The organism is Nocardia aurea, assembly GCF_003123685.1.
Lineage (GTDB): Bacteria > Actinomycetota > Actinomycetes > Mycobacteriales > Mycobacteriaceae > Nocardia > Nocardia aurea.
The window spans coordinates 164286-190788 of sequence record NZ_QCYJ01000084.1 but is presented as its reverse complement, the minus strand read 5'-3'; the positions used below and the strand labels follow the sequence as shown (position 1 = coordinate 190788).

Sequence of the window (26503 nt, the reverse complement as noted above, 5' to 3'; positions counted from 1 at the left end):
CCTTCTGGCCGAACGCGGGCTCCCTCGTGCCCTGATATCCGGCCCCCGTGTGTGCCCGGCCGCCGGCACGGCCGGGCACACACGGAGTCCAGCGGGCCGCGCGAGTGACGTCGCGCCGGGAGCGCTGCTCCGGCGGTCGTCTCGATCATCACGGCCTCATTTATTTTCAGGTGAACCTATTTCGTACGGTGATGATCCAACGACAGTGATGTCTCCACCGTGAAACCACGGTGTGAACTTCCGATTACGGCGCGAGGCCGCACTCACCCCCGCTGTACGCCCGGGTACTCGAAGCCTCCGATGTCGAGGCCCCTGATCAGGACATCAGCTCGGCGAGCACACTGAATTCGAGTTCGTTCGCGTCCGCCAGGAAAACCGGCTGGGTGGTGTGCGACCCGCGGACCCTGACCTCACCGCGCGGGCCGTCGTAGCTCACCCGCCCCGCGTGCCGCTCGATCGCGCGCACGTCAAGACTGCGCGCCGCCTCGGCCAGCGAGGCGAACAGAAGCAGTCCCTCGTAACAGGATTCGCCGATATTGTTCAGCGCCGGTGCGAACGTCCCGTACCTGGCGACATACCTGCTGCCGAAATCCATCCCCCCGGGCGAGATCACGCTCTCGAAATAGCCCGATGCGGTATAGAGTCCGCGCGAACTGTCCGGCCCGCCCGCGTACAGCACATCCTCGCCGATCATCATGCTCAGCCGAATCCGGCCGTCATCGAGTCCGGCACGCGCGAAAGCGCTGTTGAAGGCGGCTCCGTCGGCGCCGACCATGAGCAGCAAGACCCCCTGGGCGGGTGAGTTCCCGATCAGCTCCAGCAGCGGCGCGAAATCCCGGCCGCCGAGCGGGACGAAACCCTCACCGACGATATCGATATCGGTATTCGCGACGTACTCCCTTGTCGCCCTGACCGTCTCACGCGGCCAGACGTAGTCGTTGCCGATCACGCACCAGCTGCGGACGCCGAATTCCGAACGCATCCAGCGCAACGCGGGAAACAGTTGCTGTTCGGGAGTCTCGCCGATCATGTAGACCCCGTCGGCGTCCTCCCCACCCTCGTAGAAGGTGGTGTACACGTAGGGAACCCGGCCCGCGGTATGCGGCGTGATCACCTTGCGCGCGGTGGACAGATGCCAGCCGACGACTCCGTCGACCTGGCCCAGACTCACCATCCGGTCGATACGCGCCGACAGTTCCGGCAATGGGGCCCCGGCGTCGACCGGATGCAGGCGCACCGGGCGACCGAGGATGCCGCCCATGGCGTTGATGTCCTCGGCGGCCAGCGTGGCACACGCCTCCGACGAAGGCCCGAACATGCCCGCGGGTCCGCTCAGCGGAATGACAAGTGCGATATCGACGCTCGTCCGTCTGCCACGTGAAGCCGAGGCCGCCATGGAATATCACCGCCGCATATATAGTGCTGACGTGGACGATAGCACCGCCCCCGCCGCACTGGAGGAGTTGGCACGGCTCATACGCCAGGCGTCACAGGAACTGGATCGCGCGATCGCGACCCGCCTGGGCGAATCCTCGGTCGGTCGTTGGCATGTGCTCACCGCGGTCACCTCGGGTGACGGCAGGTCCATGTCGCAGCTCGCCGAGGCGACACTGTGCACCGGCGCCAGCCTCACCCGCCTGATCGACGCGATGATCGCCGATAACCTCGTGCTGCGCCGAGTCGACGACACCGACCGTCGCCGGGTTCTCGTATTCCCCACCCGTCGTGGCGAACTCGCGTTCGCGGCGATGACCGAAGCGCTCGCGTCGAGCGGGCTGGACCGCGTCGCCGCCGATCGCGGCAAGGTGACGAGATCCCTGAGCGCGCTCGTGGACCGCCTGCACGCGACCGAACAGGCTCACACCTGACCCGAACGCATCGCGGCGAAGCGATCCTCGGCGAAATCGACCTGCCGTTCGGCGTTGGCCAGCGCCGTGACCACACAGGTGCCGAAGGAACCGGCGCGGTCGAACAGCGTCGCGCTACCCACCGCGATCCCGTCCAGACTCAGATGGCTGTCCGCCTCGACCCCGATCGCGGTGCCCTGGACAGCCCTGGTCAACGCCATGGTCAGATCCGCGTTGATGAAGCCCACACCCGCGCTGCCCCAGTTGGTCATCAGACTCGCCGACTCCCCGATCGTCGCGGCCGCGGCGAAGGCGGACGCGGGTCGACCGAGAACGACCGGCACCGGCGTCTGCCAGCACCGTTTGCGGCTGCCGTTCTGATGTTCGGCCAGTTCGTGCGTCCAGCCGTCGGGATGTTCGTCGCTGCCCCACAGCGGCATCCCCGTGGCGCCGAGTAACTCCGCGGGCGGGGGCGCGGGATCGTCCCCACGTGTCCACAGGTCACCCGGCGGCTGTTCCGAACGTCGCAGGAACACCGCCGACGCCCGCGCCACCGTCACCTCGTCCTGGACGAGTTCGGCATCGGCGACCCGGATCCTGTTACCCGAGCGGACGACCGTCGTGCGCACCGACACCGGACGGCGCTGCGTGAGCCGGAACAGATCGACGGTGAGCCGCGCCGGCGTGAACCCGTCGGGGCAGTGCTCGATCTCGAGCGAACGCGCCAGCAATCCACAGACCGCAGGCCCGTTCACCGAATCCGGCGACCACGCGCCCGCCGCCAACGGCAGCGGCTCGAATCCGAGCGCGGTCTCCCGGAAGAACGCGAGCGGGATGTTTGCGGGTGGGAGGGAGTTCTGCGGGGGTGTCACTGGAAACCTTGCTCCGTGCGGGGATGGGTTTCCGATTATTACTTGGCGCTCGCCTCGGCATGATCGTCGGCCGGGCGGATCTCGGTCTGTTCCTTGGCCCAGCGGTAGTCGGGCTTGCCCGCCGGGGAACGTTTGATCTCCTCGACGAACCACACACTGCGCGGCAATTTGTAGGCCGAGATCTCCTGGGTCAGCATGGGGCGCAATTCCTCCAGCGAGGGGCGTTGCTCGCCGCGACACTGCACCACGGCCACCACCCGCTGGCCCCAGCGCTCGTCGGGAACGCCGACGACGAGCGCGTCGAAGATCTGCGGATGCGCCTTGAGCGCGCCCTCGACCTCCTCCGGGTAGATCTTCTCGCCGCCGCTGTTGATACTCACCGAACCGCGACCGAGCATCGTGACCGCGCCGTCCTCCTCGACCCGGGCGTAATCGCCGGGAATCGAGTAGCGCACGCCGTTGAACTCCTTGAACGTCGCCTTGGTCTTGACCTCGTCGTTGTAGTACCCGAGCGGGATATGCCCCCTGCGGGCCAGGAAACCGATCTGGCCGGAACCGGGCACCACCGGATTGCCGTCGTCGTCGAGCACCTCGGTGGAGGCGTCGATCTTCACCCTGGGGCCGCCGGTGTGGGTGGCGCCCTTGGTCGCGATCGACAGGCCGCCGAAACCGGTTTCCGACGAGCCGATCGAATCGGTGATCATGGTGCTCGGCAGCAGTTCGATGAACTGGTCCTTGAGCGTCGGGGAGAACAGCGCCGCGCTGCTCGCCATCGCCCACAGCGTCGCGTGCGCGTACGGAGCGCCGGTTTCCGGATTTCCGGCCTGCAACGCGTCGAGCATGGGCCGCGCCATCGCGTCACCGGTGATGAAGATCAGGTTCACGGTGTGGCGGTCGATGGCCTGCCACACCCCGTGCCCGCTGAATTCGGGCAGCATGATGGTCTTGCCGCCGTCGAAGAGCCCGTGGAACACCGCCGACTGCGATCCGCCGTGGATCAGCGGCGGAATCGGGTAGCGCACCATCTGCTGATTACCAGCGCCGACCTTGGCCTGCTGCCATTCGTCCTGCACCACTTCACCGGTCACGAAGTTGATGCCGCCGCCGAGCACCCGCCACCAGTCCTCCTGGCGCCACATGACGCCCTTGGGCAGGCCGGTGGTACCGCCGGTGTAGATCATGAAGATGTCGTCGGGGGATCGCTCGCCGAAATCGCGCTCGCCCGACGAGGTGGCCAGCACCGCGTCGTAATCGATCGAATCCGCTGCGGTCGCGACGGTGCCGGTCGTATCGTCGTCCACAACGACGACGGTCTTCAGCTTGGGGGTGTTCGGGCGTACCGCGGCCACGCGGTCGCTGTAGCGGCGCTCGTGGATCAGCGCGACCATATCCGAGTTGTCGAAGATGTACTGCAACTCGTTCTCGACGTATCGGAAGTTCACGTTGATCAGGACGGCCCTGGCCTTGAACACCGCGACCATGGTCTCCACGGCCTCGATGGTGTTCCGCGAGTAGAGGCCGACCTTGTCCCCCGGCCGAACCCCTTGTTCTTGCAGGTAATGGGCCAGTTTATTGGCTCTCTCCTCCAACTGCGCGTACGTCACCTCACGGGTGTCGTCGACCAGGGCGACGCGATCCGGCATGAGGTCGATGGCGTGTTCGACAAGGTCCGCTATGTTGTGGCTCACAAGCTAAAAATAGAACGTGTTACTGTTCCTGACAAGGCTGATTTTGCCCGCACCGGGCCGAATCCGCCGACTTGCCATCCCCGACTGGAAAGTCAGGAGAAATCCCGATGCCGCACTGCCTCGTCGAGAAGCGCGACCACGTTCTCATCGTCACCCTGAATCGGCCGGAGGCACGCAACGCGCTCTCCGGCGAAATGCTCGCGATCATGCGCGACGCGTGGGACCGGGTCGATGACGATCCCGACATCCGGGTGGCCATCCTGACCGGCGCGGGCGGCGCGTTCTGCTCCGGCGCCGACCTCAAGGCCATGACCACCTCGCATCCCGGCGACGCGTTCAAGGGCGGCGGCTGGGATCTGTCCAAGATCGACGCGCTGCTCAAGGGCCGCAGGCTGACCAAACCGCTGATCGCCGCGGTCGAGGGCGCGGCCATCGCGGGCGGCACCGAGATCCTCCAGGGCACCGATATCCGCGTGGCGGGCGAGAGCGCCAAATTCGGTGTGTCCGAGGCACGCTGGGGACTGTTCCCACTCGGCGGCTCGGCCGTGCGCCTGGTCCGCCAGATCCCCTACACCATCGCCGCGGAAATCCTGCTGACCGGCAGACATCTCAGCGCCGCCGAGGCCAAGGAGATCGGCCTGATCGGCCACGTGGTCCCCGACGGCACCGCCCTGGACAAAGCGCTGGAGATCGCCGACCAGATCACGGCCAATGGCCCCCTCGCGGTTCAGGCCATCCTGCGCACCATCCGCGACACCGAGGGCATGCACGAAGAGGAAGCGTTCAAGATCGACGCTGAACTCGGTGCCGCCGTGTTCAAATCGGCCGACGCCAAAGAAGGCCCGAAGGCATTCGCCGAGAAGCGCAAGGCGAACTTCACCGGAAGTTGAGATATCGGCGGCCCTCGGGCCGCCGCCTCATCCCTTCATCCAGAACGGTTCCCACTGGTGACCGTCGGGGTCGACGAAGGTGCGGCCGTGCATGCCGACCTGTGCCTCCTGTGCGCGCTTGTCCTCGTTGACCTCTTCGACCGCACCGGCGCCGACGGCGGCTTCGGTGATGCTGTCCACTTCGGCGGCACTCGACAGCGACAGCGCGTAGGCCGCGCCGATCGCGGCCACGGTGTCCGCGATCGGGCGTTTGGTGAAGGTCGGGAAGAATTCCTTCGTGAGCAGCATCAAGCAGATGTTGTCGTCGACGACGATGCACGCGGCGTTCTCGTCGGTGAAATCCTGGTTGACCTTCCAGCCGAGCGCCTCGTAGAAATTCTTCGACCGGGTCAGGTCGGCCACGGGGAGATTGAGGAAGATCATCCTGCTGCTCATCGTCTTGTCCTCTCGAGCACATCGGCGGGTTCACCGGTACAGACGAGACGGCGGCGGGAAACTCATCGCGACGCCGAGGATCGTGACGCCCGGCACCGCTCGCTGTCGGGCACCCTGGACAAGCTCGATCACCTACGCCGCTGGTAGCGGGAATTCGGGCCTGTAATCTGTCGGACCCCTGTGGCATGGTGACATTCATGACCGACTCGTCCGGCCCGTCCACCACCCTCGACGACGCACTGAAGTCGTTCGAGGGACATCGGCGGGAGCTGTGCGCCTACGCCTACCGCATGCTCGGATCGTCCTTCGAGGCCGAGGACGCGGTGCAGGAGGCCTTCACCCGCGCCTGGAAGTCCTACTCGTCGTTCGAGGGCCGCGCGAGCCTACGGTCCTGGCTGTACAAGATCACGACCAATGTCTGCCTCGACATGCTCGACGGCCCTCAGCGCCGGGCGAGGCCGATGGACCTCAACGGGCCGTCGCGCCCGGATTCGCCGCTGCCCGCCCCGCAGCCGGATTACGTCTGGATCGAGCCGATTCCGGACGGGCTCGCCTTCGGCGCCGACCCGGCCGAACACGCGTCGACCAAGGACACGCTGCGGCTGGCTTTCGTCGCCGCCTGTCAGCACCTGCCCGCCACCCAGCGCGCGATCCTCATCATGCGCGAGGTGCTGCGGTTCTCGGCGAGCGAAACCGCCGAGGCCCTCACCATGTCCCCCGCCTCGGTGAACAGCGCGCTGCAACGTGCCAGGGCCACCATGTCGAAGGTGCAGCCCACCGTCACAGACGATTACGACGAGTCCGACGAGAATCAGCGCAAACTGATCAACGATTTCGTCTCGGCCTTCGAGGCTTACGACATGGACACCCTCACCACCCTGCTGAAAGCCGATGTGGCCCTGTCCATGCCGCCGTTCGATCTCTGGATCTCCGGCCCCGACAACGTCGCGGCCTTCATGCTCGGCACCGGAAGCGCCTGCGAGGGTTCCAAACTCATCCGGCTGGAGGGCGCGAACGGCCACGTCGCCTTCGGCCACTACAAGCCGACCGAAGAACCCGGCGTCTACAGCCCCTGGTCGATCACCATCCTGGAACTGGAAGGCGACACCATCGCCGGCCTGAACTTCTTCCTCGACACCGACAAACTGTTCCCCCTCTTCGACCTCCCCCTCGAACTGCGCGACCCCGTCACACAGTCCTGACCCCGACCCGCAACCCCCACCACGCGTCGCACCACAGCCCGGCGCAAGTCTGACGAGCGCCTCGTTCACGGGCCCGTCTCGCGTCGGCCCCCCGCCCGGCGCGAGTCTTACGAGCGCCCCGTTCGCGGCCCGTCTCGCGTCCGAGCGGTCGAAGCGCATGCGCCGAAGGCGCGAGTCTCGACCGCTCGGACGCGAGACAAAGGGGGCCGCGAACCCGCGGCCCCGGCCGCCAAATTACAGCAATCAATACCTCTCGCGCAGTTTGCGTTTGTACAGCTTCCCGTTCGGGTCGCGGGGCAGTTCCGGCAGGTAGTCCACCGATTTCGGGATCTTGTATTTCGCGAGCTGGGTGGCGGCGAAGGCGAGGAGTTCGGCGGTGAGTTCGTCGTCGCCGTCGACACCTTCGGCGGGTTGCACGACGGCTTTGACCTCTTGGCCCCAATCCTCGTGCGGGATACCGAATACCGCGACGTCGACGACCTTCGGATGGGTGACGAGTACGGTTTCCACTTCGGCCGGATAGATGTTGACTCCGCCGGACAGGATCAGGTCGGAGCGCCGGTCGTGCAGGTAGAGGTAGCCGTCGCTGTCGAGGTGGCCGATATCGCCGACCGTGAACAGGTCACCGACCCGGGATTCCTCGGTCTTCTCCTTGGCGTGGTGGTATTCGAAGCTGGACGCGCCCATCTTCATGTAGACGAGTCCCGGTTCGCCCGCGGGCACTTCGGTGCCGTCCTCTTCACTGAGCACTTTGATGACCGACCACGGCCAGGCTTTGCCGACGGAGCCGGGTTTGCGCAACCAGTCGGTGCCGTTGATGACGGTGCCGCCGCCTTCGGTGGCCGCGTAGTACTCGGTGACGGTCGGTCCCCACCATTCGAGCATCTGCCGTTTGGTCTCCTGCGGGCACGGCGCGGCGCCGTGCACCATGCTGCGCAGCGAGGAGACGTCGTATTTCGCGCGCACCGCTTCGGGCAGCGCGAGCAGTCGGTGGAATTGGGTCGGGACCATGTGGCTGTGGGTGACGCGGTGTTTGTCGATCAGGCGCAGCATGTCCTCGGCGTCCCACCGGTCCATCAGGACGAGGGTGTGTCCCAACTGGATGGAGATGGTCGCGAAGTTGAGGACGGCGGTGTGGTAGAGCGGTGAGCCGCAGATGTGGACGTGATCGTCGTAGGCGCCCAGTTCGAACAGGCCGAAGAAGGCGGTGGTGTGGGGCGGAACCGCATCCGGGTCGGCGCCGGTCAGCGGGCGGCGGACGCCTTTGGGGCGGCCGGTGGTGCCGGAGGTGTAGAGCATCGGTCCGCCGGTGCTGCGGTTGTCCGGCCGTCCGGATTCGGCCGCGCCGAGTTCGGATACCGGTGCGAAGCCGTCGATCTCGCCGACCGCGAAACGCGCCGTCGCGGGCAGACCGGCTTCGTCCGCGGCTGCGATCGCGGCCGCTGCGAAACGGTCGCTGGCGAAGAACGCCTTGGCTTCGCTGTCCTGGAGGATGTAGGCGACTTCGGGGCCGGTGAGATGCCAGTTCACCGCGACGATGTACAGCCCGGCCTGGTAGGCCGCGAAGTAGGTGGCGATCGCTTCGACGCTGTTGTGCACCATGCTGACCAGAACGTCGCCGGTTTCCAGGCCGAGTGCGCGCAGGCCGGTGGCGTATCGGTTCGCGAGGGTGGCCAGTTCCCGGTAGGTCACCTCCCGGCCGAGCGGATCGACCATGGCGATCCGGTCCGGTTCGGCGTCCGCGATATTCCACAGACCGAGAATTTTCACTGGCTCGCGCACGGGGGAATCCTGGGGCGGCGGAGCCGACGGGGCGGGAGAGGCTGACACCCCATTGAATTTAGAACGTGTTCTACTAATCGACAAGGGGTGCGAGCCGACGCAATTGCTCGACGTCGGGAACCGACACCAGCATCATGGTCACACCGGCCGCCTCCCACACCTTCAATTGCTTCCGGACGTGTTCCTGATCGCCGATGATGGCCGTATCGAGGATCAGTTCGTCCGGGACCAGCGCGGCGGCCTCGGCCTTCTTCCCGGACTGGAACAGCCTGCCGATCTCGTCGACCTCGCGGTCGTAGCCCATCCGCCGGTAGACCTGGGCGTGGAAATTGAGCTCGGGCGCGCCCATCCCGCCGATGTAGAGGGCCATCACCCAGCGCATCCGTTCCAGTTCGCTCGCGGCGTCGTCGGTGATCACCACCTGGCAGCTCGCGGCGATCTCGAAGTCGTCGCGGGTACGCCGCGCGCCCGCCCGCGCGAACCCTTCGTCGAGCCAGTCGTTGTACATGTTCGCCAGCCGCGGCGCGTAGTAGATGGCGAGCCAGCCGTCCGCGATCTCCGCCGTCAGCGCGACGTTCTTCGGCCCTTCCGCGCCCAGCCAGATCGGCAAATCCGCACGTAGCGGGTGCACGATCGGCTTGAGCGGCTTACCGAGGCCGAGAGCGCCCTCCCCCGTGTACGGCAGCGGGTAGTGCGGACCGGCATTGGTGACCGGGGCTTCGCGGGCCAGCACCTGGCGGATGATGTCGACGTATTCGCGAGTGCGCTGCAACGGCTTGGCGAACGGCTGCCCGTACCACCCCTCGACCACCTGCGGACCCGAAACACCGAGCCCGAGCACCGCACGCCCACCACTGAGGTGATCCAGCGTCAGCGCGTGCATCGCCGTCGCCGCCGGGGTCCGCGCCGACAACTGCACCACCGAGGTACCAAGCCGCACCCGCTCCGTCCTCGACCCCCACCAGGCCAGCGGACCGAACGCGTCCGACCCCCAGGACTCGGCCGCGAACACCGCGTCGAATCCCGCCGCCTCCGCCGCGACGACGATCTCCCCCGCGTTCGCGGGCGGCTGCGCCATCCAATACCCGAGTTGCAATCCGAACTTCATGATCAACCCCTTTCCGGTCAACTGCTTGCCAGCAGAATAAGAACCTGTTCTACTCGATATCGTGACTCAGGGGAATACCGCGTCAGCCGCCATCGCGGACCTTCGCGCGCCCGCCCCACCCCCCGAGCAGCGGGTCCGGCGAGCGACGGTTCGCACCACCCTCACACCCCCGAACCGGGCGATGGAACCGACCGTTCGCGCCCGCCCCACTTCACCGGGCCGCCCCCGCCGGGCAACCGCTCGCCCCGACCGCACCCCCTCCGGAGCGAGCCCCGTCAGCGACCGTCCGCACACCCACCCCACCCCCACGAGGCGAGCACCGAAAGCGGCGGTTCGCACCGCCCTCGCCCCCGCGGGCCAAGCACGACAAGCAGCGATCCACACCATCCCCACCCCCACGGGGCAAGCACGACAAGCAACCGTTCGCCCCCACCTCGCCCCCCACGGAGCGAGTCTTACGAGCGACCGTTCGCGGCCGTCTCGCGTCCGAGCGGTCGAGACAATGCGACGCAGTCGCGAGTATCGACCGCTCGGACGCGAGACAAAAGGGGCCGCGAACCCCGCGGCCCCCGGGCCGCCAATTACCAGAAAGGGTCGGAATTGAACGCCAGCCAGCTGGAGCAGAGCGACCCGGGGATCAGCACCGATGTGCTCAGCGCTCCCCTGCGGGTGCGCTTCGACTACACACGGTCGGTCGGTCCGACCATCGGCGCGTTTCTCACCGGTTTGCGTGCCCGCAGGGTCGTCGGTGTGCGTGGTTCGGACGGGCGGGTGCTCGTGCCGCCGTCGGAATACGATCCGGTGACGGCCGAACCGTTGACCGAGTTCGTCGACGTCGCCGATGTGGGCACCGTCCAGTCCTGGACCTGGGTGCGCGACACCCTGCCGGGTCAGCCGTTCGACCGCCCGTTCGCGTGGGCGCTGATCACGCTGGACGGCGCGGATTCGGCGCTGCTGCACGCCGTCGACGTGGCCTCGCCGCAGGATATCGCCACCGGACTGCGCGTGCGGGCCAGGTGGGCCGAGCGGACCGAGGGCAGCATCCGGGATATCGTCTGCTTCGAACCGGGTGAAACCTCCACCGCCACAACAGATTCCGACACCGAGACCGAACCGGTCACGATGCTCACCACACCGGTCGATCTCGACTACAAGCACACGGCCTCGCCCCAGGAGAGCGTCTACCTGCGCGGACTCGCCGAGGGCAAACTCATCGGGGCCCGCACCGACGCCGAGGGCAAGGTGTACTTCCCGCCGCGCGGCGCGAACCCGACCAACGGGCTGCCGACCAACGATTTCATCGAACTCTCCGATCACGGCACCGTCACCACGTTCTGCATCGTGAACGTGCCGTTCCTCGGACAGCGCATCAAACCACCGTACGTGGCCGCGTACGTATTGCTCGACGGAGCCGACATCCCGGTGTTGCACCTGGTGCTCGGCTGCGACGCGAGCGAGGTCCGCATGGGTATGCGGGTCAAGGCGGTGTGGCGACCGCGCGAGGAGTGGGGTTTCGGCCTGGAGAACGTCGACCACTTCGAACCGACCGGCGAGCCCGATGCCGACTACGACACTTACAAGCATCACCTCTGAGAGGCGCTGTCCCCATTATGAATGAGCGTTCCACCGACATCGCGGTCGTGGGCTTCGCCCACGCGCCGCACGTGCCGGAAACCTACGGCACCACCAATGGTGTCGAGATGCTGGTGCCCTGTTTCCAGCAGCTCTACACCCGTCTGGGCATCACCAAGACCGATATCGACTTCTGGTGCTCGGGCTCCTCAGATTTTCTTGCCGGGCGCGCCTTTTCGTTCATCTCCGCGATCGATTCGATCGGCGCGGTGCCGCCGATCAACGAATCGCACGTGGAGATGGACGCGGCATGGGCGCTGTACGAGGCGTTCGTGAAATTGAAGTCGGGGCAGGCCACCACGGCGCTGGTCTACGGCTTCGGCAAGTCCTCCGCGGGCACCTTGCGTCAGATCCTGACGATGCAGCTCGACCCGTATGTGGTGGCCCCGCTGTGGCCGGATTCGGTGTCCATCGCCGGACTTCAGGCTCGCGCGGGCATCGACGCGGGACGCTGGACCGAACGGGATATGGCCGCGGTCGCCGCGGGCTCCGACGTCGATATCGAAAGTCTGCTCGCCACACCGTATGTGGCCGATCCGCTGCGCGCCCATGATGTCGCGCCGATCACCGACGGCGCGGCGGCGATCGTGCTCGCGGTCGGTGACCGGGCACGCGAACTCTGTGAGCGTCCGGCCTGGATCACCGGAATGGCGCACCGCGTGGACAGCCCGGTGCTCGGTGCACGGGATCTGACCGTCTCACCCTCGACCTCCGCTGCGGCACAGCAGGTTACCGGCGGTGACACCAGCGGTTTCGATATCGCCGAATTGCACGCGCCCTACAGTCATCAGCAGCTCATCCTGACCGAGGCGATCGGTCTTAAACCGGAGACGGTCGTGAACCCGTCCGGCGGCGCGCTCGCGGCCAACCCGATGTTCGCCGCGGGATTGGAGCGCATCGGCTTCGCCGCCGAGGCGATCATCGCGGGCACCGCCAACCGCGCGCTCGCCCACGCGACCAGCGGCGCGGCGCTGCAACAGAACCTCGTGACCGTTCTCGATTCGGAGGCGACCCGATGAGCTTTCCCGCCGCCGTCCTCGGCACCGGACAAACGCATCACGTGACGAAACGAACCGATGTATCGATGGCGGGCCTGTGCCGCGAGGCCATCGATCGCGCCCTTCTCGATGCCGGCCTCACCATGGCCGATATCGACGCGGTCGTCGTCGGTAAAGCGCCGGACTTCTTCGAGGGCGTCATGATGCCCGAACTGTTCATGGCCGACGCGCTGGGCGCGACGGGTAAACCGCTGCTGCGGGTGCACACCGCCGGATCGGTCGGTGGTTCGACCGGCGTCGTCGCCGCCAATCTGGTGCAGGCGGGTGTGCACAAGAAGGTGCTCGCGGTCTCCTGGGAGAAGCAGTCCGAATCGAATGCCATGTGGGCGCTCTCGATTCCGGTGCCGTTCACCATGCCGGTCGGCGCGGGCGCGGGCGGGTATTTCGCGCCGCACGTCCGCTCCTATATTCGCAGGTCGAACGCGCCGAGCCATATCGGCGCGATGGTCGCGGTGAAGGATCGGCGCAATGGCGCGAAGAATCCGCTCGCCCACCTCCAGCAGGCCGACATCACCCTGGATTCGGTGCTGGCCTCGCAGATGCTGTGGGATCCCATCCGGTTCGACGAGACCTGCCCCTCCTCCGACGGCGCGTGCGCCGTGGTGATCGGCGACGAGGAATCCGCGACCGCGATCGAAGCCACCGGCCAGAAGGTCGCCTGGATTCACGCGACCGCGATGCGCACCGAACCGACGACCTTCGCCGGACGCGATCAGGTCAATCCGCAGGCAGGCCGGGATGCCGCGGCCGCACTGTGGGAGGCGGCCGGGATCACCGATCCGCTCGAGGAGATCGACGCCGCCGAGATCTACGTCCCGTTCTCCTGGTTCGAACCGATGTGGCTGGAGAATCTGGGTTTCGCCGCCCCCGGCGACGGCTGGAAGCTGACCGACAAGGGTGAGACCGAGATCGGCGGCCGGATACCGGTGAACCCGTCCGGCGGTGTGCTCTCCTCCAATCCCATCGGCGCATCGGGCATGATCCGGTTCGCCGAGGCCGCCAAGCAGGTCATGGGCAAGGCGGGTGACTACCAGGTCACCGGTGCGCGCAAGGCACTCGGTCACGCCTACGGCGGTGGTTCGCAGTACTTCTCGATGTGGGTCGTCGGGTCGGAACGCCGATGAGCGACGAACACCCGGCCAGGGTGGCAGGGCGGGCCTCGCAGGCCGCGGTGCGGGCCAAGGACAAGGCGGCCTGGGTGGCGCTGTTCGCCGCCGACGGGATCGTCGAAGATCCCGTCGGCCCTTCGGGTTTCGACCCGGAAGGGAAAGGTCATCGCGGTACCGAGGCCATCGCGGCGTTCTGGGATCTGGCGATCGCGAAAACCGATTCCATCGAATTCCTCTTCGATGATTCGTTCGCCTGCGGGTCGGAGGTCGCCTTCACCGGCACCATCCGCACCCGTATCGGTGGGCATCAGATCGACGCGGAAGGCGTGTTCACCTACAAGGTCGACGACGCGGGCAGGATCGCCGCCCTGCGCGCGTTCTGGGAAATCGACCGCGCGATGAGCACGACGAAACCCGTCGACTGAGGGCGCTGCCTTCCCCTCCGGCAGCGAAAGGGCCCCGAACCGGATTCCGGTTCGGGGCCCTTTGCTCGCGAGTGTCAGTGCGCGACCGAACCGGTCCCGTAGTTCACCGGGAATTCCTTGATGCCGTTGAGCCAGCCGGAACGCAGCCGCTTCGGAGCGCCGACCTTGGTGATGTCGGGGAGATGATCGGCGATGGCGTTGAAGATCAGATCGATCTCGAGCCGCGCCAGGTTCGCGCCGATGCAGAAATGCGCGCCGGTGCCGCCGAAGCCCAGGTGTGCGTTGTCCTTGCGGGTGATGTCGAACTTCTCCGGATTCTCGAAGACGTCCTCGTCGAAATTCGCCGACCGGTAGAGCATGACCACCCGGTCGCCCTTCTTGATCCGCACGCCACCGAGTTCGGTGTCCTCCAGCGCGGTGCGCTGGAAGGAGGTGACCGGGGTCGCCCACCGGACGATCTCGTCGGCGGCGGTGGCGGGGCGTTCCTTCTTGAACAGCTCCCACTGATCCGGGTTGTCGATGAACGCGTTCATACCGTGGGTGATCGCGTTGCGGGTGGTCTCGTTGCCCGCGACGGCGAGCATGATCACGAAGAAGCCGAATTCCTCTTCGCTGAGTTTGTCGCCGTCGATATCGGCCTCGATCAGCGTGGTGACCAGGTCGTCGGCGGGCTCGGCCTTGCGCGCGGCCGCCATCTGATAGGCGTAGCCGAGCACCTCCGCCGAGGCGGTCACCGGATCGGCGTCGCTCTCGGGGTCGTCGTAGCTGGTCATGTCGTTGGACCAGGTGAAGACCTTCATGCGGTCTTCCTGCGGGATACCGATCAGCTCGGCGATGGCCTGGAGGGGCAGTTCGCACGCGACCTGGGTGACGAAATCACCCGCGCCCGATTCGGCCGCCGCCTTCACGATGGATTCGGCGCGCGCCGTCAGCTCCTCGCGCAGGCTGTTGATGGCGCGCGGGGTGAAGCCACGGGAGATGATCTTGCGGAGTTTGGTGTGCTCCGGCGCGTCCTTGTTGAGCAGGACGAAGCGCTGGAGTTCGATCTGTTCGCGGGTGATCTCGTCGTTGAAACGCGGGATCGCGGTGTTCTCGTAGCTGGAGAACACGTCGCTGCGCCGCGACACCTCTTTGACGTCGGCGTGCTTGCTGACCACCCAGAAGCCCTCGTCCTGGAAGCCGCCGGTGGTCGGGGACTTGGGATTCCACCAGACGGGAGCGGTTCGACGCAGTTCGGCGTATTCCTCTACCGGAACCCGCTCGGCGTAGATGGCCGGGTCGGTGACGTCGAACCCGTCCGGCACATTCGGAGCTGTTTCGAGCGACTTGCCGGCAGTCGCCAGCGGCTGGGCGTTCCCAGTGTCAACCACCAGATGTCTCCTTCGACAAACTGAAACACGTTCTACAATCATTGCAGCACAGGCGGACGGACTAGTAAAGAAGACCTGGCCGTATACCTGGCACACGTTTCAGTTTCTTGGACCTTACGAAAGGTTGGACATGGGCACACCCGTGATCGTCGAGGCCGCTCGCACCCCGATCGGCAAGCGCGGCGGACAGCTCGCCGGCCTGCACGCCGCCGAACTGCTCGGTCTCGCCCAGCGCGGACTGCTGGACAAGGCACACCTGGATCCGGCACTGGTGGAGCAGGTCATCGGCGGCTGCGTCACCCAGGCGGGCGAGCAGTCCAACAACATCGCCCGGGTCGCGTGGCTGCACGCGGGACTGCCGTGGCAGACCGCCGCGACGACCATCGATACCCAATGCGGTTCGGCACAGCAGGCCAACCACCTGATCGCGGGCCTCATCGCCGCCGACGCCATCGAGATCGGCATGGCCTGCGGCGTCGAGGCGATGAGCCGGGTCCCGCTCGGCGCCAATCTCGGCGAGAACGCGGGCCAGCGCAGGCCCGCGTCGTGGAATATCGACCTGCCCAACCAGTTCGAGGCGGCCGAGCGTATCGCCAAGCGGCGCGGCATCACCCGCGCCGACGTCGACGAATTCGGCGTGCGGTCGCAGCGCCTCGCCGCCCAGGCGTGGTCCGAGGGCCGTTTCGACCGCGAGGTACTGACGGTCACCGCACCCGTCGTCGACAAGCAGGGCACGCCGACCGGCGAGAAGGTGGACGTCACCCGGGATCAGGGCTTGCGCCTGACCTCCGTCGAGGCCCTTTCGACCCTGAAACCGGTCCTCGAGGGCGGGATCCACACGGCGGGAACGTCGTCCCAGATCTCCGACGGCGCGGCCGCGGTACTGCTGATGGACGAAAAAGTGGCCCAGCGAGAGGGTTTGCGCCCGCGCGCCCGCATCCTCACCCAGGTCGTGGTCGGCGCGGAGCCCGAGTTCCACCTGGACGGTCCGGTTCAAGCGTGCACCCGCCTTCTGGAACGTTCCGGGATGAAAATCGACGATATTGATCTGTTCGAGATCAACGAGGCATTCGCATCGGTGGCTCTTTCATGGGTCTCCGTCCACAACCCGGACATCGATCGGGTTAATGTCAACGGTGGCGCGATCGCGATCGGACATCCCGTCGGCTCGACCGGATCCCGTTTGATCACAACGGCTTTGCACGAGCTGGAGCGAACGGGCCGCAGTACAGCGATGGTGCTCATGTGCGCCGGTGGCGCATTGGCGACAGGAACGATCATCGAACGACTGTAGGAATCGCCCCAATTCCCCGAAGTAGTTGAACGTTCATCTTAAATCCCCCAAAACGTGTCGTACGCCACACAAAGCCCAGTTCACACAAGTAGATGAGATGTCAGCTATTCTTTCGCTATCATCGACCGGTTGGGGAAGACCTTCTCAACGGGCTAGAACCGGGCCGTACCACGCCTTCACAAGAGTCGTTGGGGTGACCCGCAAACGCATCGGTCGCAGTGACTTCACCGGACCGACACCTGGAAGCTTCAAGGAAATCCTGAATCAGGCGTAGGTTTTCAGTTACTGAGCCGCTAATATCAATGATACGTATCCGAGATAACGACTGTTAGTACAGCGAAGGGAATTGGGCGGCTCACAATGGCTGATTTCGCGGCGCGGCTGAACAAGCTGTTCGAAACCGTGCATCCCCCGGGGCGCAAGCCGCACACCAACGCAGAGGTGGCGGCTGCACTGACAGCCTCCGGGCATCCGATCTCGAAACCGTATCTCTCACAGTTGCGGTCGGGACAACGGACGAATCCATCGGATGAAACGGTGGCTGCACTGGCCAAGTTCTTCAAGGTCAAACCGGACTACTTCTTCAACGACATCTATGCCGCCAAGATCGATCATGATCTGGAACTGTTGTCCCAGCTGCAAGGCTATGGACTGCGGCGGCTGTCGAGCAGGGCGTTCGATTTGTCCGAAGAATCACAGAACCTCCTCACCTCGATGGCGGAGAAGCTTCGAGCGAGCGAAGGCTTGCCCGAAATCCCGCCTGACGGTACCGAATAGGCGCGTTCTCGCCGATCCGGAACTTCGTGTGCTCTGAAAAGTGCCCGTGACGTTGCGGTTCGGCGGTCGCGCGCTCCGGAGGTTCCGGGCGTGATGCCGGGCTCCCGAAGTCTTCGGACCGAGGGTTCCCGGCAAGTGTTGCATGAATGCGGGTTCGGCCGATCACCATGGCCGGGCCCGCATTTGTGCTGCCGCTACGCAATTCTCGCGCACAACCAAACGTACGCACATCCTACCTTGCAAACGAATTCGACAACGCACCCCACTCTACTGTTGATCACCGGGCTTGGCCGCACATTTCGCAAGACCCCGAGAGTCGGGGCAGGAATCGAGTGATGCCACGAACTCCTCGCGCCCCGAACACCGGCCCGTGATCGTTAATGCGCGATGCCGCCAGAGAATACGCCGACGCCGTAGCGTCTGTACGTTTCGCCCGATTAGGGACTTTAGTAATCAGTGACGGCAAAACACTCATCCGGATTCTGTCCATGTGGTTGTTCGAACTCGGTGCGGCCCCGGACTTCCCGTGTTCGGCCCTGCTCCGAATACCGTACTAGCGGGATACGGAATTGCGCGCGCCGACGCGATCGGCCGACCGGAAGGATCGGGCGATCGCCCGGACCCACCCCCGTGCGCTGACCCCATCGGGCGGGGCGATCCACCGCGCGTCGATCACGATGTCACCCAAAGGGTTACGCGCCCACTCCGCGACACGCGCGGCACGTTCGGGAATCGAGCGCGGCGGCGCTCCCGCCGCGACCGACTCGACACCCCCGCCGGACTGTAGGTAGAGCGCGTCCATGATCTGGGCCACCTGATCGGAAGCCGCCAACTGGGTGGACGCACCGGGCCGCCCGTGCGCGATCACCTCGGGAAAGCGCTCGATCATGGTCCGGTGCAGCGGTCCGATCCGTCGCAGCAGGAGCCGGGCCCGCAGCCACAACTCGACCACGATCCATATCGCGCCCAACGCGACGAGCAGGGCGGCGACGGCGAACAACGGCCAGGCCCAATCCGCTTCGCCGGGCGAGGCACGTGGCGCGTCGGTGACGGCACGGCGGATCTGCGCGGCGGACAGCGCCGCGACCAGCGCGGTGCCGCTCGTATAGATCGCGATACCCCGGCCCAGCGTGGTCCAGTCCAGATTGCGGACACCGGTGACGACGACGAAGGCGCTGGCGAGCGCGGTGACCAGCCAACCGAACGTGAACGACCAGCACAGCGTGAGCGTCACCGTGACAGCGCCGACCCCGTATGTCCAGGTGGCGACTCGCCGCAGATTCACCCTCGACACCACCGGCCAGGCCGCCGCCGCGACCACCGAGGTGGCGACCGCGAAGAGCTGCCACGCGGCGACGACGACACCGTCCGACAGCGCACCGGAGACCAGTCCGCGCGGAAGGAGATTGTCGACGGCGAGGGCGATTTCGGGAACCGCGACGGTGGCGGCGAGCGCGACCGAGGCGACCGCGACGACGATCGCGACCCGTGCCGTCGTCGCGGGTTTCACCATGACCCGTCCCACCCGCGCGCCCGCGGCTATCCAGACGAGCAGGGCTGTCGACCACAGTGTCATCCGAGTGCCTCGTCGAATCGGAGGACCGAGACGCCCGCGCCCCGGCTGTTGAATACCCGCAGTCGCGTCATCAGCATGGCGGCGAAGGTCTCCGCCTCCCATTCGGCGAGTTCGTCGGCGCCGTCGTCCACGATCCGCTGGTGCGCGCGCTGGCTGAGCATGTAGGCGATGAGATCGTCACTGGCCTCCAACACCACCTCCGAGGCGGGCACACCTTCGTGATCGAAGACGATATGGCCCAATTCGTGGGCGAGCGTGTGCTCGCGAGCGGGCAGCGCGGTGGCGAGGACGATCACGTCCCGGTCCGGATAGAACCGGCGCTGGCCGCAGACCCCCGGCCCCAATCGCGCACTCGCGATCTCGATCTCGCGCCGCCGCTCGTCCGCGATCGAGGCGACCACCTCATCGAGTGTGGTCGCGTCGGAATCGGCGGCCACCGCGCAGACGGCGTCGACCGCCGCCGCCACCCTGCGATGGGAACGGGAACCGCTGCGTGTCCTGCTCTCACTCATCTGCCCCTCCTCACGATCTCGGTCCGAAGAATTCGGCGCGCGCGGCATCGACGCGGGCCTGGGCCGCGGCGGCGCCCTGGAAGCTGACCGCGCCGGAACCGACTCCCGCGAGCCCCAAGGCGAGCAGCCCGCCGACCACGGAGAGGATATTCGGCGTCGGCAGCCCGTCGGCCGAGCTGGTCGGGCGCACATCGGGATCGAGCCCCGCCGGGATCCGGATGGACGATGCCGGTGGGGCGGGTGGCTGTGGCGGGTCCGGAGGTATCTCCGCGGGGGCCGGTAGCGCGACGACGGGCAGTGCGGAGACGGGTTGCGGCAGCGCCGGTATCTGTACCGGCGGGATGGCGAGCGGTACCGGGGGGATCGAGGGCGTCGGCAGTGGAATGAGTAGCAGGAGCAGCGGTGTCGCCGAGCCGACGGTGGCCGAGCCGGTGAGGGCCGAACCCGTCGCGGCCGAGCCGACCGCCGCCGAACCGGTACCTGCGGAACCCACTGCGGCGGAACCGGCTCCGAGAGCAGATCCGGTACCCGCGGCGGCGGACCCGACAGCGGCCGAACCCGTGCCCAGCACGGCGGAACCGGTGCCCGCAGCGGCAGAACCGACCGCCGCCGAACCCGTGCCGAGCACGGCGGAACCGGAACCGAGCACGGCGGAACCCGTGCCAGCAGCGGCGGATCCGATAGCGGCCGAACCGGTACCCGGGGCAGCAGAACCGACTGCCGCGGAACCACTTCCGAGCGCGGCACCCGCACCCGCCGAACCTGCACCGGCCGCCGCGGAGCCCGTCCCGAGTCCGGCACCCACACCCGCCGAACCTGCACCCGCCGCCGCAGAGCCCGATCCGAGCGCGACACCTGCGGATCCGGTACCGAGCACCGAACCCACTCCGGCGGAACCGGTACCGAGCACGACACCGCCGGAGCCGGTGGCGAGCACCGAACCGATTCCGGCGGAACCTGTTCCGAGAATGGCCGCGAGTCCCGCCGAACCCGACCCGAGGAATACTCCGCTCGACCCGACAGCCGCCGAACCGGCGGCACCGCGAGCGCCGACCGAATTCACCGACGAGGCAATCGGAATCGGCTCGGAGTCGTCAGGTGACTGTCCGGGAATGGTGAGTGGTTGCCAGTCCTCGGCGGGCTCGGCAATGGGTGCGTTCTCCCCCGCGCTCGCGCTGGAATCCGCGCTCCCGCTTCCCGGCTGGGCGAAGGCCGCCACCGGAGCGAGTAGCGCAATACCGGCAACCGCCCCGGCAACCATCGCCACCCGTATCGTGCGACCAATAGCCATGCGCCGGCCTTTCCCCTCATCGTTCGAGCGCAGATCTCCCCGGTCGCCACACCCTCCGGGTTTCGTGGATAGGCGCTCATAGTAAACCCCGGCCACATGCCGTGCGCACGAGACCGCCGACCGCACTTCACTTCCGCGTGAAAACGACGACGGTCCCCGGCGATGCGAACATCACCGGGGACCGTCGTCGTTGTCGTGCTCAGGCGCCGTACACGGGCTCCGGCGGCACTCCCTTGGCAATCAGATCGGCAACCACCGGGCCGAGTTCACTTGGCGCCCAACGCGCGCCGCGATCCACCGCGATACCGTGACGCCAGCCGTCGGCGAGTGCGACCTTGCCGCCTTCGATCTCGAATATCCGGCCGGTCACCGCGGCCGATTGCGCGCTGCCGAGCCAGACCACCAGCGGGGAGATGTTCTCGGGGGCCATGGCGTCGAAACCGCCGTCCTCCGGCGCGGCCATCATCTCGGCGAAAACCGTTTCGGTCATCCTGGTGCGCGCCGAGGGGGCGATGGCGTTGACGGTGACCCCGTAGCGTCCGAACTCGGCGGCGGCGGTCAGCGTCAGACCGGCGATGCCCGCCTTGGCCGCGCCGTAGTTGCCCTGACCGACACTGCCCTGCAATCCGGCGCCGGAACTGGTGTTGACGATGCGGGCGTCGACGGGCCTGCCCGCCTTCGATTCGCCGCGCCAGTACTCGGCGGCGTGCCGCATCGTGGCGAAATGGCCCTTGAGGTGGACGCGCACCACCGCGTCCCATTCGTCCTCGCCGAGGTTGACCAGCATCCGGTCCCGGACGAACCCGGCGTTGTTGACCAGCACGTCGAGCCCGCCGAAGGTGTCGACGGCCTGGCGGACCAGGGCCCGCGCACCCTCCCAGTCCGCGACGTCGTCACCGTTGGCGACGGCCCGGCCACCCAGTGCCTCGATCTCGCCGACGACCTGCTGGGCGGGCGTCTCGTCGGTCGCCGCGCCGTCCAGGGTCGAGCCGATGTCGTTGACGACCACGTTGGCGCCCGCCGCGGCGAAGGCCAGCGCGTGCGCGCGGCCGATGCCGCGACCCGCGCCGGTGACGATCACGGTGCGCCCGGCGCAGATCTGCTCGTCCATACCTGTTGTCCTCTTTCGTATCCGGATACTTCTCAGGCCTTTTCGGGGGTGGACACGGCGCCGATCTCGGCGGTGGACGCGGCAAGGAAGGCGGGGCGTTCACCGCCGCCGTGCACGAGCAGTGTCGCGCCGCTGACGTAGGCCGCCAGCGGCGAGGCCAGGAAGACCGCACACCGGCCGATATCCTCCGGGGTGGCCATCCTGCGCAGCGGAATGGTCTCGCTGACGGCGTCGATGCCGTCGCGGTCGCCGTAGTGCAATTCGCTGAGTTCGGTTTCGACCATGCCGACGATCAGCGAGTTCACCCGGACCCGCGGCGCCCATTCGACCGAGAGGGATTGGGTCAGGCTGTCCATTCCGGCCTTCGCCGCACCGTAGGCCGCGGTGCCGGGCGAGGCCCGGTGACCGCTGACGCTGGAGATCATCACGATCGAACCGCCGTCGGGCTGATCGCGCATGACCCCGTAGGCGGCCTGCGAAACCAGCAGCGGCGCCATCAGATTCAGTTCGACGATCTTGGTGTTGAAGTTCTTGCTCGCCGTGGCCGACGGCGCGAACGGCGCGCCGCCCGCGTTGTTCACCACGTGATCGAGCCTGCCGTGTCTGGCGACGATGGCGTCGACCAAGCCACGTACCGCGTCGGCGTCGCGCACGTCGCAGGGCAGGTAGTCGATCTCGTGCGCGCCGAAGGCGACGGGCCGGTCGGCCGGACGGCGGGCACAGGCCACCACGGTGGCGCCCGCTTCGAGGAATACCCGGCTGATACCGGCGCCGACTCCGCGCACACCGCCGGTCACGAGGACAACGCGTCCGGCCAGATCGATTTCGAGTGCCACCGTGCTAACCTACCAAGCAACTGCTTGCTTTGCCAATGGCGCCGACAGTGGACACCGAAGGCCCGGGACAACGAAGGACATCCGATGGGGATCAACCGTCACTCCGAATCGACCGGCATCGCCGTGGTCACGGTCGACTATCCGCCCGTCAACGCCATACCGACGGACGGCTGGTTCGCCATCGCCGACGAGGTGCGCGAAGCGGGCCGCGACCAGAAGACCAAGGTCGTGGTGCTGCGCGCGGAGAATCGCGGGTTCAACGCGGGTGTCGACATCAAGGAGATCCAGAGCAAACCAGGTCATCAGGCGCTCATCGACGCCAATCACGGCTGCTTCGATGCCTTCGCCGCCGTCTACGACTGCCCGGTCCCGGTGATCGCGGCGGTGCAGGGATTCTGCCTCGGCGGCGGCATCGGCCTGGTCGGCAACGCCGATGTCGTGATCGCTTCGGACGACGCCACTTTCGGACTCCCCGAGGTCGACCGCGGCGCACTCGGCGCGGCCACCCACCTGTCGCGGCTGGTGCCCCAGCATCTGATGCGGGCGCTGTTCTTCACCGCGAGCACCATCACCGCGCAGCAGCTGCACCACCACGGCTCGGTGTACCAGGTGGTGCCCCGCGCCGAACTCGACGCGGCGGCGTTGAAGGTCGCCGAGAACATCGCGGCCAAGGACGGCCGGGTGATCCGCGCCGCGAAGCGGGCGCTGAACGGGATCGACACCCAGGACGTGCACCGCAGCTACCGGTACGAGCAGGGTTTCACCTTCGAATTGAATCTGGCGGGCGTCGCCGACGAGATCAGGGCCAAATTCGACGACGATCTGGCCGCACGTAAGAGCGGGGAGTAGGCACACACCATGCGAGACAAGCGAATGTCGCTCGACGAGGTCGTCGGCGAACTGCGCAGCGGCATGACCATCGGCATCGGCGGCTGGGGTTCCCGGCGCAAGCCGATGGCGCTGGTCCGCGCCATCCTGCGCTCGGATATCACCGACCTGACCGTGGTGAGCTACGGCGGCCCCGATCTCGGACTGCTCTGCTCGGCGGGCAAGGTGCGCAAGGCGTACTACGGATTCGTCTCCCTCGATTCGGCGCCGTTCTACGACCCGTGGTTCGCGAAGGCGCGCACCTCCGGCGCGCTGGTGGCCCGCGAGATGGACGAGGGCATGCTGAAATGCGGGCTGGAGGCGGCCGCCGCGCGTCTGCCCTTCCTGCCGATCCGGGCGGGTCTCGGCTCGGACGTGTTCAACTTCTGGGACGGCGAATTGCGCACGGTCACCTCGCCCTATCCCGGCGAGAACGGCAAACCCGAGACGCTCACCGCCATGCCCGCGCTGAATCTGGACGCGGCGCTGGTGCACCTGAATATCGGCGACAAACACGGCAATGCCGCCTACACCGGCGTCGACCCCTATTTCGACGACCTGTACTGCCTCGCCGCGCAGCGCCGCTACCTGTCGGTGGAGCGCGTGGTGGAGACCGAGGAACTGGTGAAATCCGTTCCGCTGCCGTCGCTGCTGCTCAATCGCATGATGGTCGACGGTGTCGTCGAGGCGCCGGGCGGCGCGCACTTCACCCTGGCCGGCGACGACTACAAGCGCGACGAGAAATTCCAGCGTCACTACGTGGAGTCGGCCAAGACACCGGAGGGCTGGCAGCAGTTCGTCGACACGTACCTGTCGGTCTCCGAAGACGAGTACCAGGCCGCAGTCCGCGCGTTCGCCACCAAGGAGGCGTGAATGTCCGAGATATCCACCGAGACGACATCCACCGACACCGTCACCCGCGCCGAGATCTGCGCGGTCGCGTGCGCCGAGATCTTCGAGGGCGCGGGCGAGATCATGGCATCCCCGATGTCGCCGATGTCCATCCTCGGCGCGCGCCTGGCCAAACTGACCACCGAACCGGATCTGCTGCTCTCCGACGGTGAGGCGCTGCTGTTCGCCGAGACTCCCCCGATCGGCGGCAAATCCCCCATCGAGGGTTGGATCCCGTTCCGCAAGGTTTTCGACGTGGTGGCCTCGGGCCGTCGCCACGTGGTGATGGGCGCCAACCAGGTGGACCGCCACGGCAACCAGAACCTGTCCGCGTTCGGGCCGTTGCAGCAGCCGACCCGCCAGATGTTCGGCGTGCGCGGCGCACCGGGCAACACCCTCAATCACGCCACCAGTTACTGGGTTTCGCGCCACAACAAGCGGACCTTCGTGGAGACGGTCGATATCGTCAGCGGCGTCGGCTACGACAAGATCGACCCGGACAATCCGGCCTTCCGTTTCCACCACCTGCACCGGGTGGTGACCAACCTGGGCGTCTTCGATTTCGACGGGCCGGATCACACCATGCGGGCCCGCAGCCTGCACCCCGGGGTCACCGCCGACGAGGTCGCGGAGAACACCTCGTTCGAGATCGCCGGGCTGGCCGAGGCGGGCGAGTCGAGGCGGCCCACCGCCGAGGAACTGCGCCTGATCCGGGATGTGCTCGATCCCAAGAAGGTTCGCGAATCCGAGGTTCCGGCATGACACCCGCGATCCGGACCCCGTTGACCGAACTCGTCGGCATCCAGCATCCGATCGTGCAGACCGGCATGGGCTGGGTAGCGGGGCCGAGCCTGGTCTCGGCGACCTCGAACGCGGGCGGTCTCGGCATCCTCGCCTCCGCCACCATGACCTTCGCCGAACTCGAAGCCGCCGTCGCGAAGACCAAGGCGCACACGAACAAACCCTTCGGCGTGAACATCCGCGCCGATGCCACCGACGCGCCCGAGCGGATCGATCTGCTCATCCGGGAGAAGGTGGCCGTCGCCTCGTTCGCGCTCGCGCCCAAGCAGGATCTGATCGCGAAACTCAAAGACGCGGGCGTCGTCGTGATTCCGTCGATCGGCGCGGCCAAACACGCGGTGAAGGTGGCCTCGTGGGGCGCGGACGCGGTGATCGTGCAGGGTGGCGAGGGCGGCGGACACACCGGCCCGGTCGCGACCACCCTGCTGCTGCCCTCGGTCCTCGACGCCGTCGACATCCCGGTGGTCGCCGCGGGCGGCTTCTTCGACGGCCGCGGCCTGGCCGCCGCGCTCGCCTACGGCGCGGCGGGCGTCGCCATGGGCACCCGGTTCCTGCTCACCCGGGAGAGCACGGTGCCCGACGCGGTCAAACAGGAGTACCTGAGCAGGCAATTGCAGGACACCGTCGTCTCGGTGAAGGTCGACGGCATGCCGCACCGGGTGCTCAACACAGAACTGGTGCAACGCCTCGAGCAATCCGGCCGCTGGCGCGGACTGAGCGCGGCCGTCGCCAACGCCGCCCGCTTCAAGGGCATGACCGGCATGAAATGGTCGACCCTGGTCCGCGACGGGCTCGCCATGCGCAAACAGAAGGACCTCACCTGGTCACAGGTGGTCATGGCCGCGAACACCCCGATGCTCCTGCGCGCCGGACTGGTCGAGGGCGACACGCACGCGGGAGTGCTCGCGGCCGGACAGGTCACCGGCATCATCGATGATCTGCCCACCTGCCGGGAATTGATCGATCGCATCGTCACCGACGCGGCGGCGCGGATCGATGCGATAGCCGCGCTGAAAGCGGGAACCGCCGCGGGAGACTGAATACTCGGCGTGACCAGTCCGATGTGCTGACAGAGCGCGGCGGCCGGGCGGTATCCCCTGGCAGTGAGCGTGCCCGGCAGTGACACCGC

General features: G+C 66.9%; 25 protein-coding genes. 13 read left to right on the top strand and 12 right to left on the bottom strand.

Going from position 1 to position 26503, the window contains the following annotated elements; all coding sequences use genetic code 11:
• Positions 1 to 316 precede the first annotated feature (316 nt).
• Positions 317 to 1396 (bottom strand): substrate-binding domain-containing protein, encoded by a 1080-nt coding sequence (locus DAT37_RS14150; protein ID WP_109525183.1) that lies wholly within the window; start codon positions 1394 to 1396, stop codon positions 317 to 319.
• 31 nt (positions 1397 to 1427) lie between these two features.
• On the opposite strand from DAT37_RS14150, the gene DAT37_RS14145 reads away from it, so the two are divergent.
• The gene (locus tag DAT37_RS14145) at positions 1428 to 1868 is read left to right on the top strand and encodes a MarR family winged helix-turn-helix transcriptional regulator (protein ID WP_157978487.1); all 441 of its coding nucleotides are present in this window, start codon (positions 1428 to 1430) and stop codon (positions 1866 to 1868) included.
• Here the strand turns inward: DAT37_RS14145 and DAT37_RS14140 are convergent.
• Both DAT37_RS14140 and DAT37_RS14135 read right to left on the bottom strand, forming a co-directional pair.
• Positions 1859 to 2719 carry an acyl-CoA thioesterase domain-containing protein gene (locus DAT37_RS14140; protein ID WP_109525182.1) on the bottom strand — a complete coding sequence of 287 codons (861 nt, stop codon included), beginning with the start codon at positions 2717 to 2719 and terminating at the stop codon, positions 1859 to 1861. The two genes, DAT37_RS14145 and DAT37_RS14140, sit on opposite strands and share 10 nt — an antisense overlap.
• A 38-nt stretch (positions 2720 to 2757) precedes the next feature.
• Positions 2758 to 4407 (bottom strand): acyl-CoA synthetase, encoded by a 1650-nt coding sequence (locus DAT37_RS14135; protein ID WP_109525181.1) that lies wholly within the window; start codon positions 4405 to 4407, stop codon positions 2758 to 2760.
• 107 nt (positions 4408 to 4514) lie between these two features.
• On the opposite strand from DAT37_RS14135, the gene DAT37_RS14130 reads away from it, so the two are divergent.
• Positions 4515 to 5297, top strand: coding sequence for a crotonase/enoyl-CoA hydratase family protein (locus DAT37_RS14130; protein WP_109525180.1), 783 nt, complete (start codon positions 4515 to 4517; stop codon positions 5295 to 5297).
• Positions 5298 to 5324: 27 nt separating this feature from the next.
• Here the strand turns inward: DAT37_RS14130 and DAT37_RS14125 are convergent, their stop codons facing one another.
• Positions 5325 to 5732, bottom strand: coding sequence for a VOC family protein (locus tag DAT37_RS14125; RefSeq protein WP_109525179.1), 408 nt, complete (start codon positions 5730 to 5732; stop codon positions 5325 to 5327).
• Positions 5733 to 5929: 197 nt separating this feature from the next.
• Between DAT37_RS14125 and DAT37_RS14120 the strand changes: the two genes are divergently transcribed.
• On the top strand, positions 5930 to 6934 hold the full coding sequence (locus DAT37_RS14120) for a sigma-70 family RNA polymerase sigma factor (RefSeq protein WP_109525612.1): 1005 nt from the start codon (positions 5930 to 5932) through the stop codon (positions 6932 to 6934).
• A 243-nt stretch (positions 6935 to 7177) separates the two neighbouring features.
• Here the strand turns inward: DAT37_RS14120 and DAT37_RS14115 are convergent, their stop codons facing one another.
• Together DAT37_RS14115 and DAT37_RS14110 are read right to left on the bottom strand one after the other, a co-directional pair.
• Positions 7178 to 8716, bottom strand: coding sequence for an acyl-CoA synthetase (locus DAT37_RS14115; RefSeq protein WP_109525178.1), 1539 nt, complete (start codon positions 8714 to 8716; stop codon positions 7178 to 7180).
• A gap of 73 nt (positions 8717 to 8789) precedes the next feature.
• Complete coding sequence (locus tag DAT37_RS14110) at positions 8790 to 9824, bottom strand: LLM class F420-dependent oxidoreductase (RefSeq protein ID WP_109525611.1); 1035 nt, start codon at positions 9822 to 9824, stop codon at positions 8790 to 8792.
• 600 nt (positions 9825 to 10424) lie between these two features.
• Here DAT37_RS14110 and DAT37_RS14105 point away from each other — a divergent pair.
• Genes DAT37_RS14105 through DAT37_RS14090 form a run of 4 tightly spaced genes read left to right on the top strand, consistent with a single transcriptional unit; the run spans position 10425 to position 14048 of the window.
• Entirely contained in the window at positions 10425 to 11417 is a 993-nt protein-coding gene (locus tag DAT37_RS14105; RefSeq protein ID WP_232839741.1) for a Zn-ribbon domain-containing OB-fold protein, read from the top strand.
• 17 nt (positions 11418 to 11434) lie between these two features.
• On the top strand, positions 11435 to 12475 hold the full coding sequence (locus DAT37_RS14100; protein WP_109525177.1) for a thiolase domain-containing protein: 1041 nt from the start codon (positions 11435 to 11437) through the stop codon (positions 12473 to 12475).
• Entirely contained in the window at positions 12472 to 13638 is a 1167-nt protein-coding gene (locus DAT37_RS14095) for a thiolase domain-containing protein (RefSeq protein ID WP_109525176.1), read from the top strand. Before DAT37_RS14100 ends, DAT37_RS14095 begins: the two co-directional genes overlap by 4 nt.
• Positions 13635 to 14048, top strand: coding sequence for a nuclear transport factor 2 family protein (locus DAT37_RS14090; RefSeq protein ID WP_109525175.1), 414 nt, complete (start codon positions 13635 to 13637; stop codon positions 14046 to 14048). Before DAT37_RS14095 ends, DAT37_RS14090 begins: the two co-directional genes overlap by 4 nt.
• A gap of 74 nt (positions 14049 to 14122) precedes the next feature.
• Here the strand turns inward: DAT37_RS14090 and DAT37_RS14085 are convergent, their stop codons facing one another.
• On the bottom strand, positions 14123 to 15418 hold the full coding sequence (locus tag DAT37_RS14085; RefSeq protein WP_408637400.1) for a cytochrome P450: 1296 nt from the start codon (positions 15416 to 15418) through the stop codon (positions 14123 to 14125).
• Between the two features lie 130 nt (positions 15419 to 15548).
• On the opposite strand from DAT37_RS14085, the gene DAT37_RS14080 reads away from it, so the two are divergent.
• On the top strand, positions 15549 to 16712 hold the full coding sequence (locus DAT37_RS14080; protein WP_109525173.1) for a steroid 3-ketoacyl-CoA thiolase: 1164 nt from the start codon (positions 15549 to 15551) through the stop codon (positions 16710 to 16712).
• 360 nt (positions 16713 to 17072) lie between these two features.
• A complete protein-coding gene (locus DAT37_RS14075; RefSeq protein ID WP_011207048.1) occupies positions 17073 to 17489 on the top strand; it encodes a helix-turn-helix domain-containing protein in 417 nt (138 codons plus the stop codon).
• A 553-nt stretch (positions 17490 to 18042) separates the two neighbouring features.
• Here DAT37_RS14075 and DAT37_RS14070 read toward each other — a convergent pair.
• The 5 genes from DAT37_RS14070 to DAT37_RS14050 all read right to left on the bottom strand — a co-directional run bounded on the left by DAT37_RS14070 (position 18043) and on the right by DAT37_RS14050 (position 22815).
• Positions 18043 to 19065, bottom strand: a complete 1023-nt coding sequence (locus DAT37_RS14070; RefSeq protein WP_109525172.1) for a hypothetical protein — start codon at positions 19063 to 19065, stop codon at positions 18043 to 18045.
• Entirely contained in the window at positions 19062 to 19577 is a 516-nt protein-coding gene (locus tag DAT37_RS14065) for an ImmA/IrrE family metallo-endopeptidase (RefSeq protein ID WP_109525171.1), read from the bottom strand. Before DAT37_RS14065 ends, DAT37_RS14070 begins: the two co-directional genes overlap by 4 nt.
• A gap of 10 nt (positions 19578 to 19587) precedes the next feature.
• Positions 19588 to 20868, bottom strand: coding sequence for a hypothetical protein (locus DAT37_RS14060; protein ID WP_157978486.1), 1281 nt, complete (start codon positions 20866 to 20868; stop codon positions 19588 to 19590).
• A gap of 199 nt (positions 20869 to 21067) precedes the next feature.
• Entirely contained in the window at positions 21068 to 21979 is a 912-nt protein-coding gene (locus tag DAT37_RS14055) for an SDR family oxidoreductase (RefSeq protein ID WP_109525169.1), read from the bottom strand.
• A 32-nt stretch (positions 21980 to 22011) separates the two neighbouring features.
• Positions 22012 to 22815 (bottom strand): SDR family oxidoreductase, encoded by an 804-nt coding sequence (locus tag DAT37_RS14050; RefSeq protein ID WP_109525168.1) that lies wholly within the window; start codon positions 22813 to 22815, stop codon positions 22012 to 22014.
• 84 nt (positions 22816 to 22899) lie between these two features.
• Between DAT37_RS14050 and DAT37_RS14045 the strand changes: the two genes are divergently transcribed.
• Genes DAT37_RS14045 through DAT37_RS14030 form a run of 4 tightly spaced genes read left to right on the top strand, consistent with a single transcriptional unit; the run spans position 22900 to position 26414 of the window.
• Positions 22900 to 23664, top strand: coding sequence for an enoyl-CoA hydratase family protein (locus tag DAT37_RS14045; protein ID WP_109525167.1), 765 nt, complete (start codon positions 22900 to 22902; stop codon positions 23662 to 23664).
• A gap of 9 nt (positions 23665 to 23673) precedes the next feature.
• Entirely contained in the window at positions 23674 to 24555 is an 882-nt protein-coding gene (locus DAT37_RS14040; protein ID WP_198654267.1) for a CoA transferase subunit A, read from the top strand.
• Positions 24556 to 25335, top strand: coding sequence for a CoA-transferase subunit beta (locus DAT37_RS14035; RefSeq protein WP_109525165.1), 780 nt, complete (start codon positions 24556 to 24558; stop codon positions 25333 to 25335). It begins immediately after the preceding gene.
• The gene (locus DAT37_RS14030; RefSeq protein ID WP_109525164.1) at positions 25332 to 26414 is read left to right on the top strand and encodes an NAD(P)H-dependent flavin oxidoreductase; all 1083 of its coding nucleotides are present in this window, start codon (positions 25332 to 25334) and stop codon (positions 26412 to 26414) included. The genes DAT37_RS14035 and DAT37_RS14030 overlap by 4 nt, the downstream gene beginning before the upstream one ends.
• The last annotated feature ends 89 nt before the right edge of the window (positions 26415 to 26503 follow it).

Bases quoted from the DNA above. Each gene is read 5' to 3' on its own strand.
- DAT37_RS14150 (WP_109525183.1), bottom strand. From the start codon at position 1,396: ATGGCGGCCTCGGCTTCACGTGGCAGACGGACGAGCGTCGATATCGCA.
- DAT37_RS14130 (WP_109525180.1), top strand. From the start codon at position 4,515: ATGCCGCACTGCCTCGTCGAGAAGCGCGACCACGTTCTCATCGTCACC.
- DAT37_RS14125 (WP_109525179.1), bottom strand. From the start codon at position 5,732: ATGAGCAGCAGGATGATCTTCCTCAATCTCCCCGTGGCCGACCTGACC.
- DAT37_RS14120 (WP_109525612.1), top strand. From the start codon at position 5,930: ATGACCGACTCGTCCGGCCCGTCCACCACCCTCGACGACGCACTGAAG.
- DAT37_RS14110 (WP_109525611.1), bottom strand. From the start codon at position 9,824: ATGAAGTTCGGATTGCAACTCGGGTATTGGATGGCGCAGCCGCCCGCG.
- DAT37_RS14100 (WP_109525177.1), top strand. From the start codon at position 11,435: ATGAATGAGCGTTCCACCGACATCGCGGTCGTGGGCTTCGCCCACGCG.
- DAT37_RS14095 (WP_109525176.1), top strand. From the start codon at position 12,472: ATGAGCTTTCCCGCCGCCGTCCTCGGCACCGGACAAACGCATCACGTG.
- DAT37_RS14090 (WP_109525175.1), top strand. From the start codon at position 13,635: ATGAGCGACGAACACCCGGCCAGGGTGGCAGGGCGGGCCTCGCAGGCC.
- DAT37_RS14080 (WP_109525173.1), top strand. From the start codon at position 15,549: ATGGGCACACCCGTGATCGTCGAGGCCGCTCGCACCCCGATCGGCAAG.
- DAT37_RS14075 (WP_011207048.1), top strand. From the start codon at position 17,073: ATGGCTGATTTCGCGGCGCGGCTGAACAAGCTGTTCGAAACCGTGCAT.
- DAT37_RS14070 (WP_109525172.1), bottom strand. From the start codon at position 19,065: ATGACACTGTGGTCGACAGCCCTGCTCGTCTGGATAGCCGCGGGCGCG.
- DAT37_RS14065 (WP_109525171.1), bottom strand. From the start codon at position 19,577: ATGAGTGAGAGCAGGACACGCAGCGGTTCCCGTTCCCATCGCAGGGTG.
- DAT37_RS14060 (WP_157978486.1), bottom strand. From the start codon at position 20,868: ATGGCTATTGGTCGCACGATACGGGTGGCGATGGTTGCCGGGGCGGTT.
- DAT37_RS14055 (WP_109525169.1), bottom strand. From the start codon at position 21,979: ATGGACGAGCAGATCTGCGCCGGGCGCACCGTGATCGTCACCGGCGCG.
- DAT37_RS14045 (WP_109525167.1), top strand. From the start codon at position 22,900: ATGGGGATCAACCGTCACTCCGAATCGACCGGCATCGCCGTGGTCACG.
- DAT37_RS14040 (WP_198654267.1), top strand. From the start codon at position 23,674: ATGCGAGACAAGCGAATGTCGCTCGACGAGGTCGTCGGCGAACTGCGC.
- DAT37_RS14035 (WP_109525165.1), top strand. From the start codon at position 24,556: ATGTCCGAGATATCCACCGAGACGACATCCACCGACACCGTCACCCGC.
- DAT37_RS14030 (WP_109525164.1), top strand. From the start codon at position 25,332: ATGACACCCGCGATCCGGACCCCGTTGACCGAACTCGTCGGCATCCAG.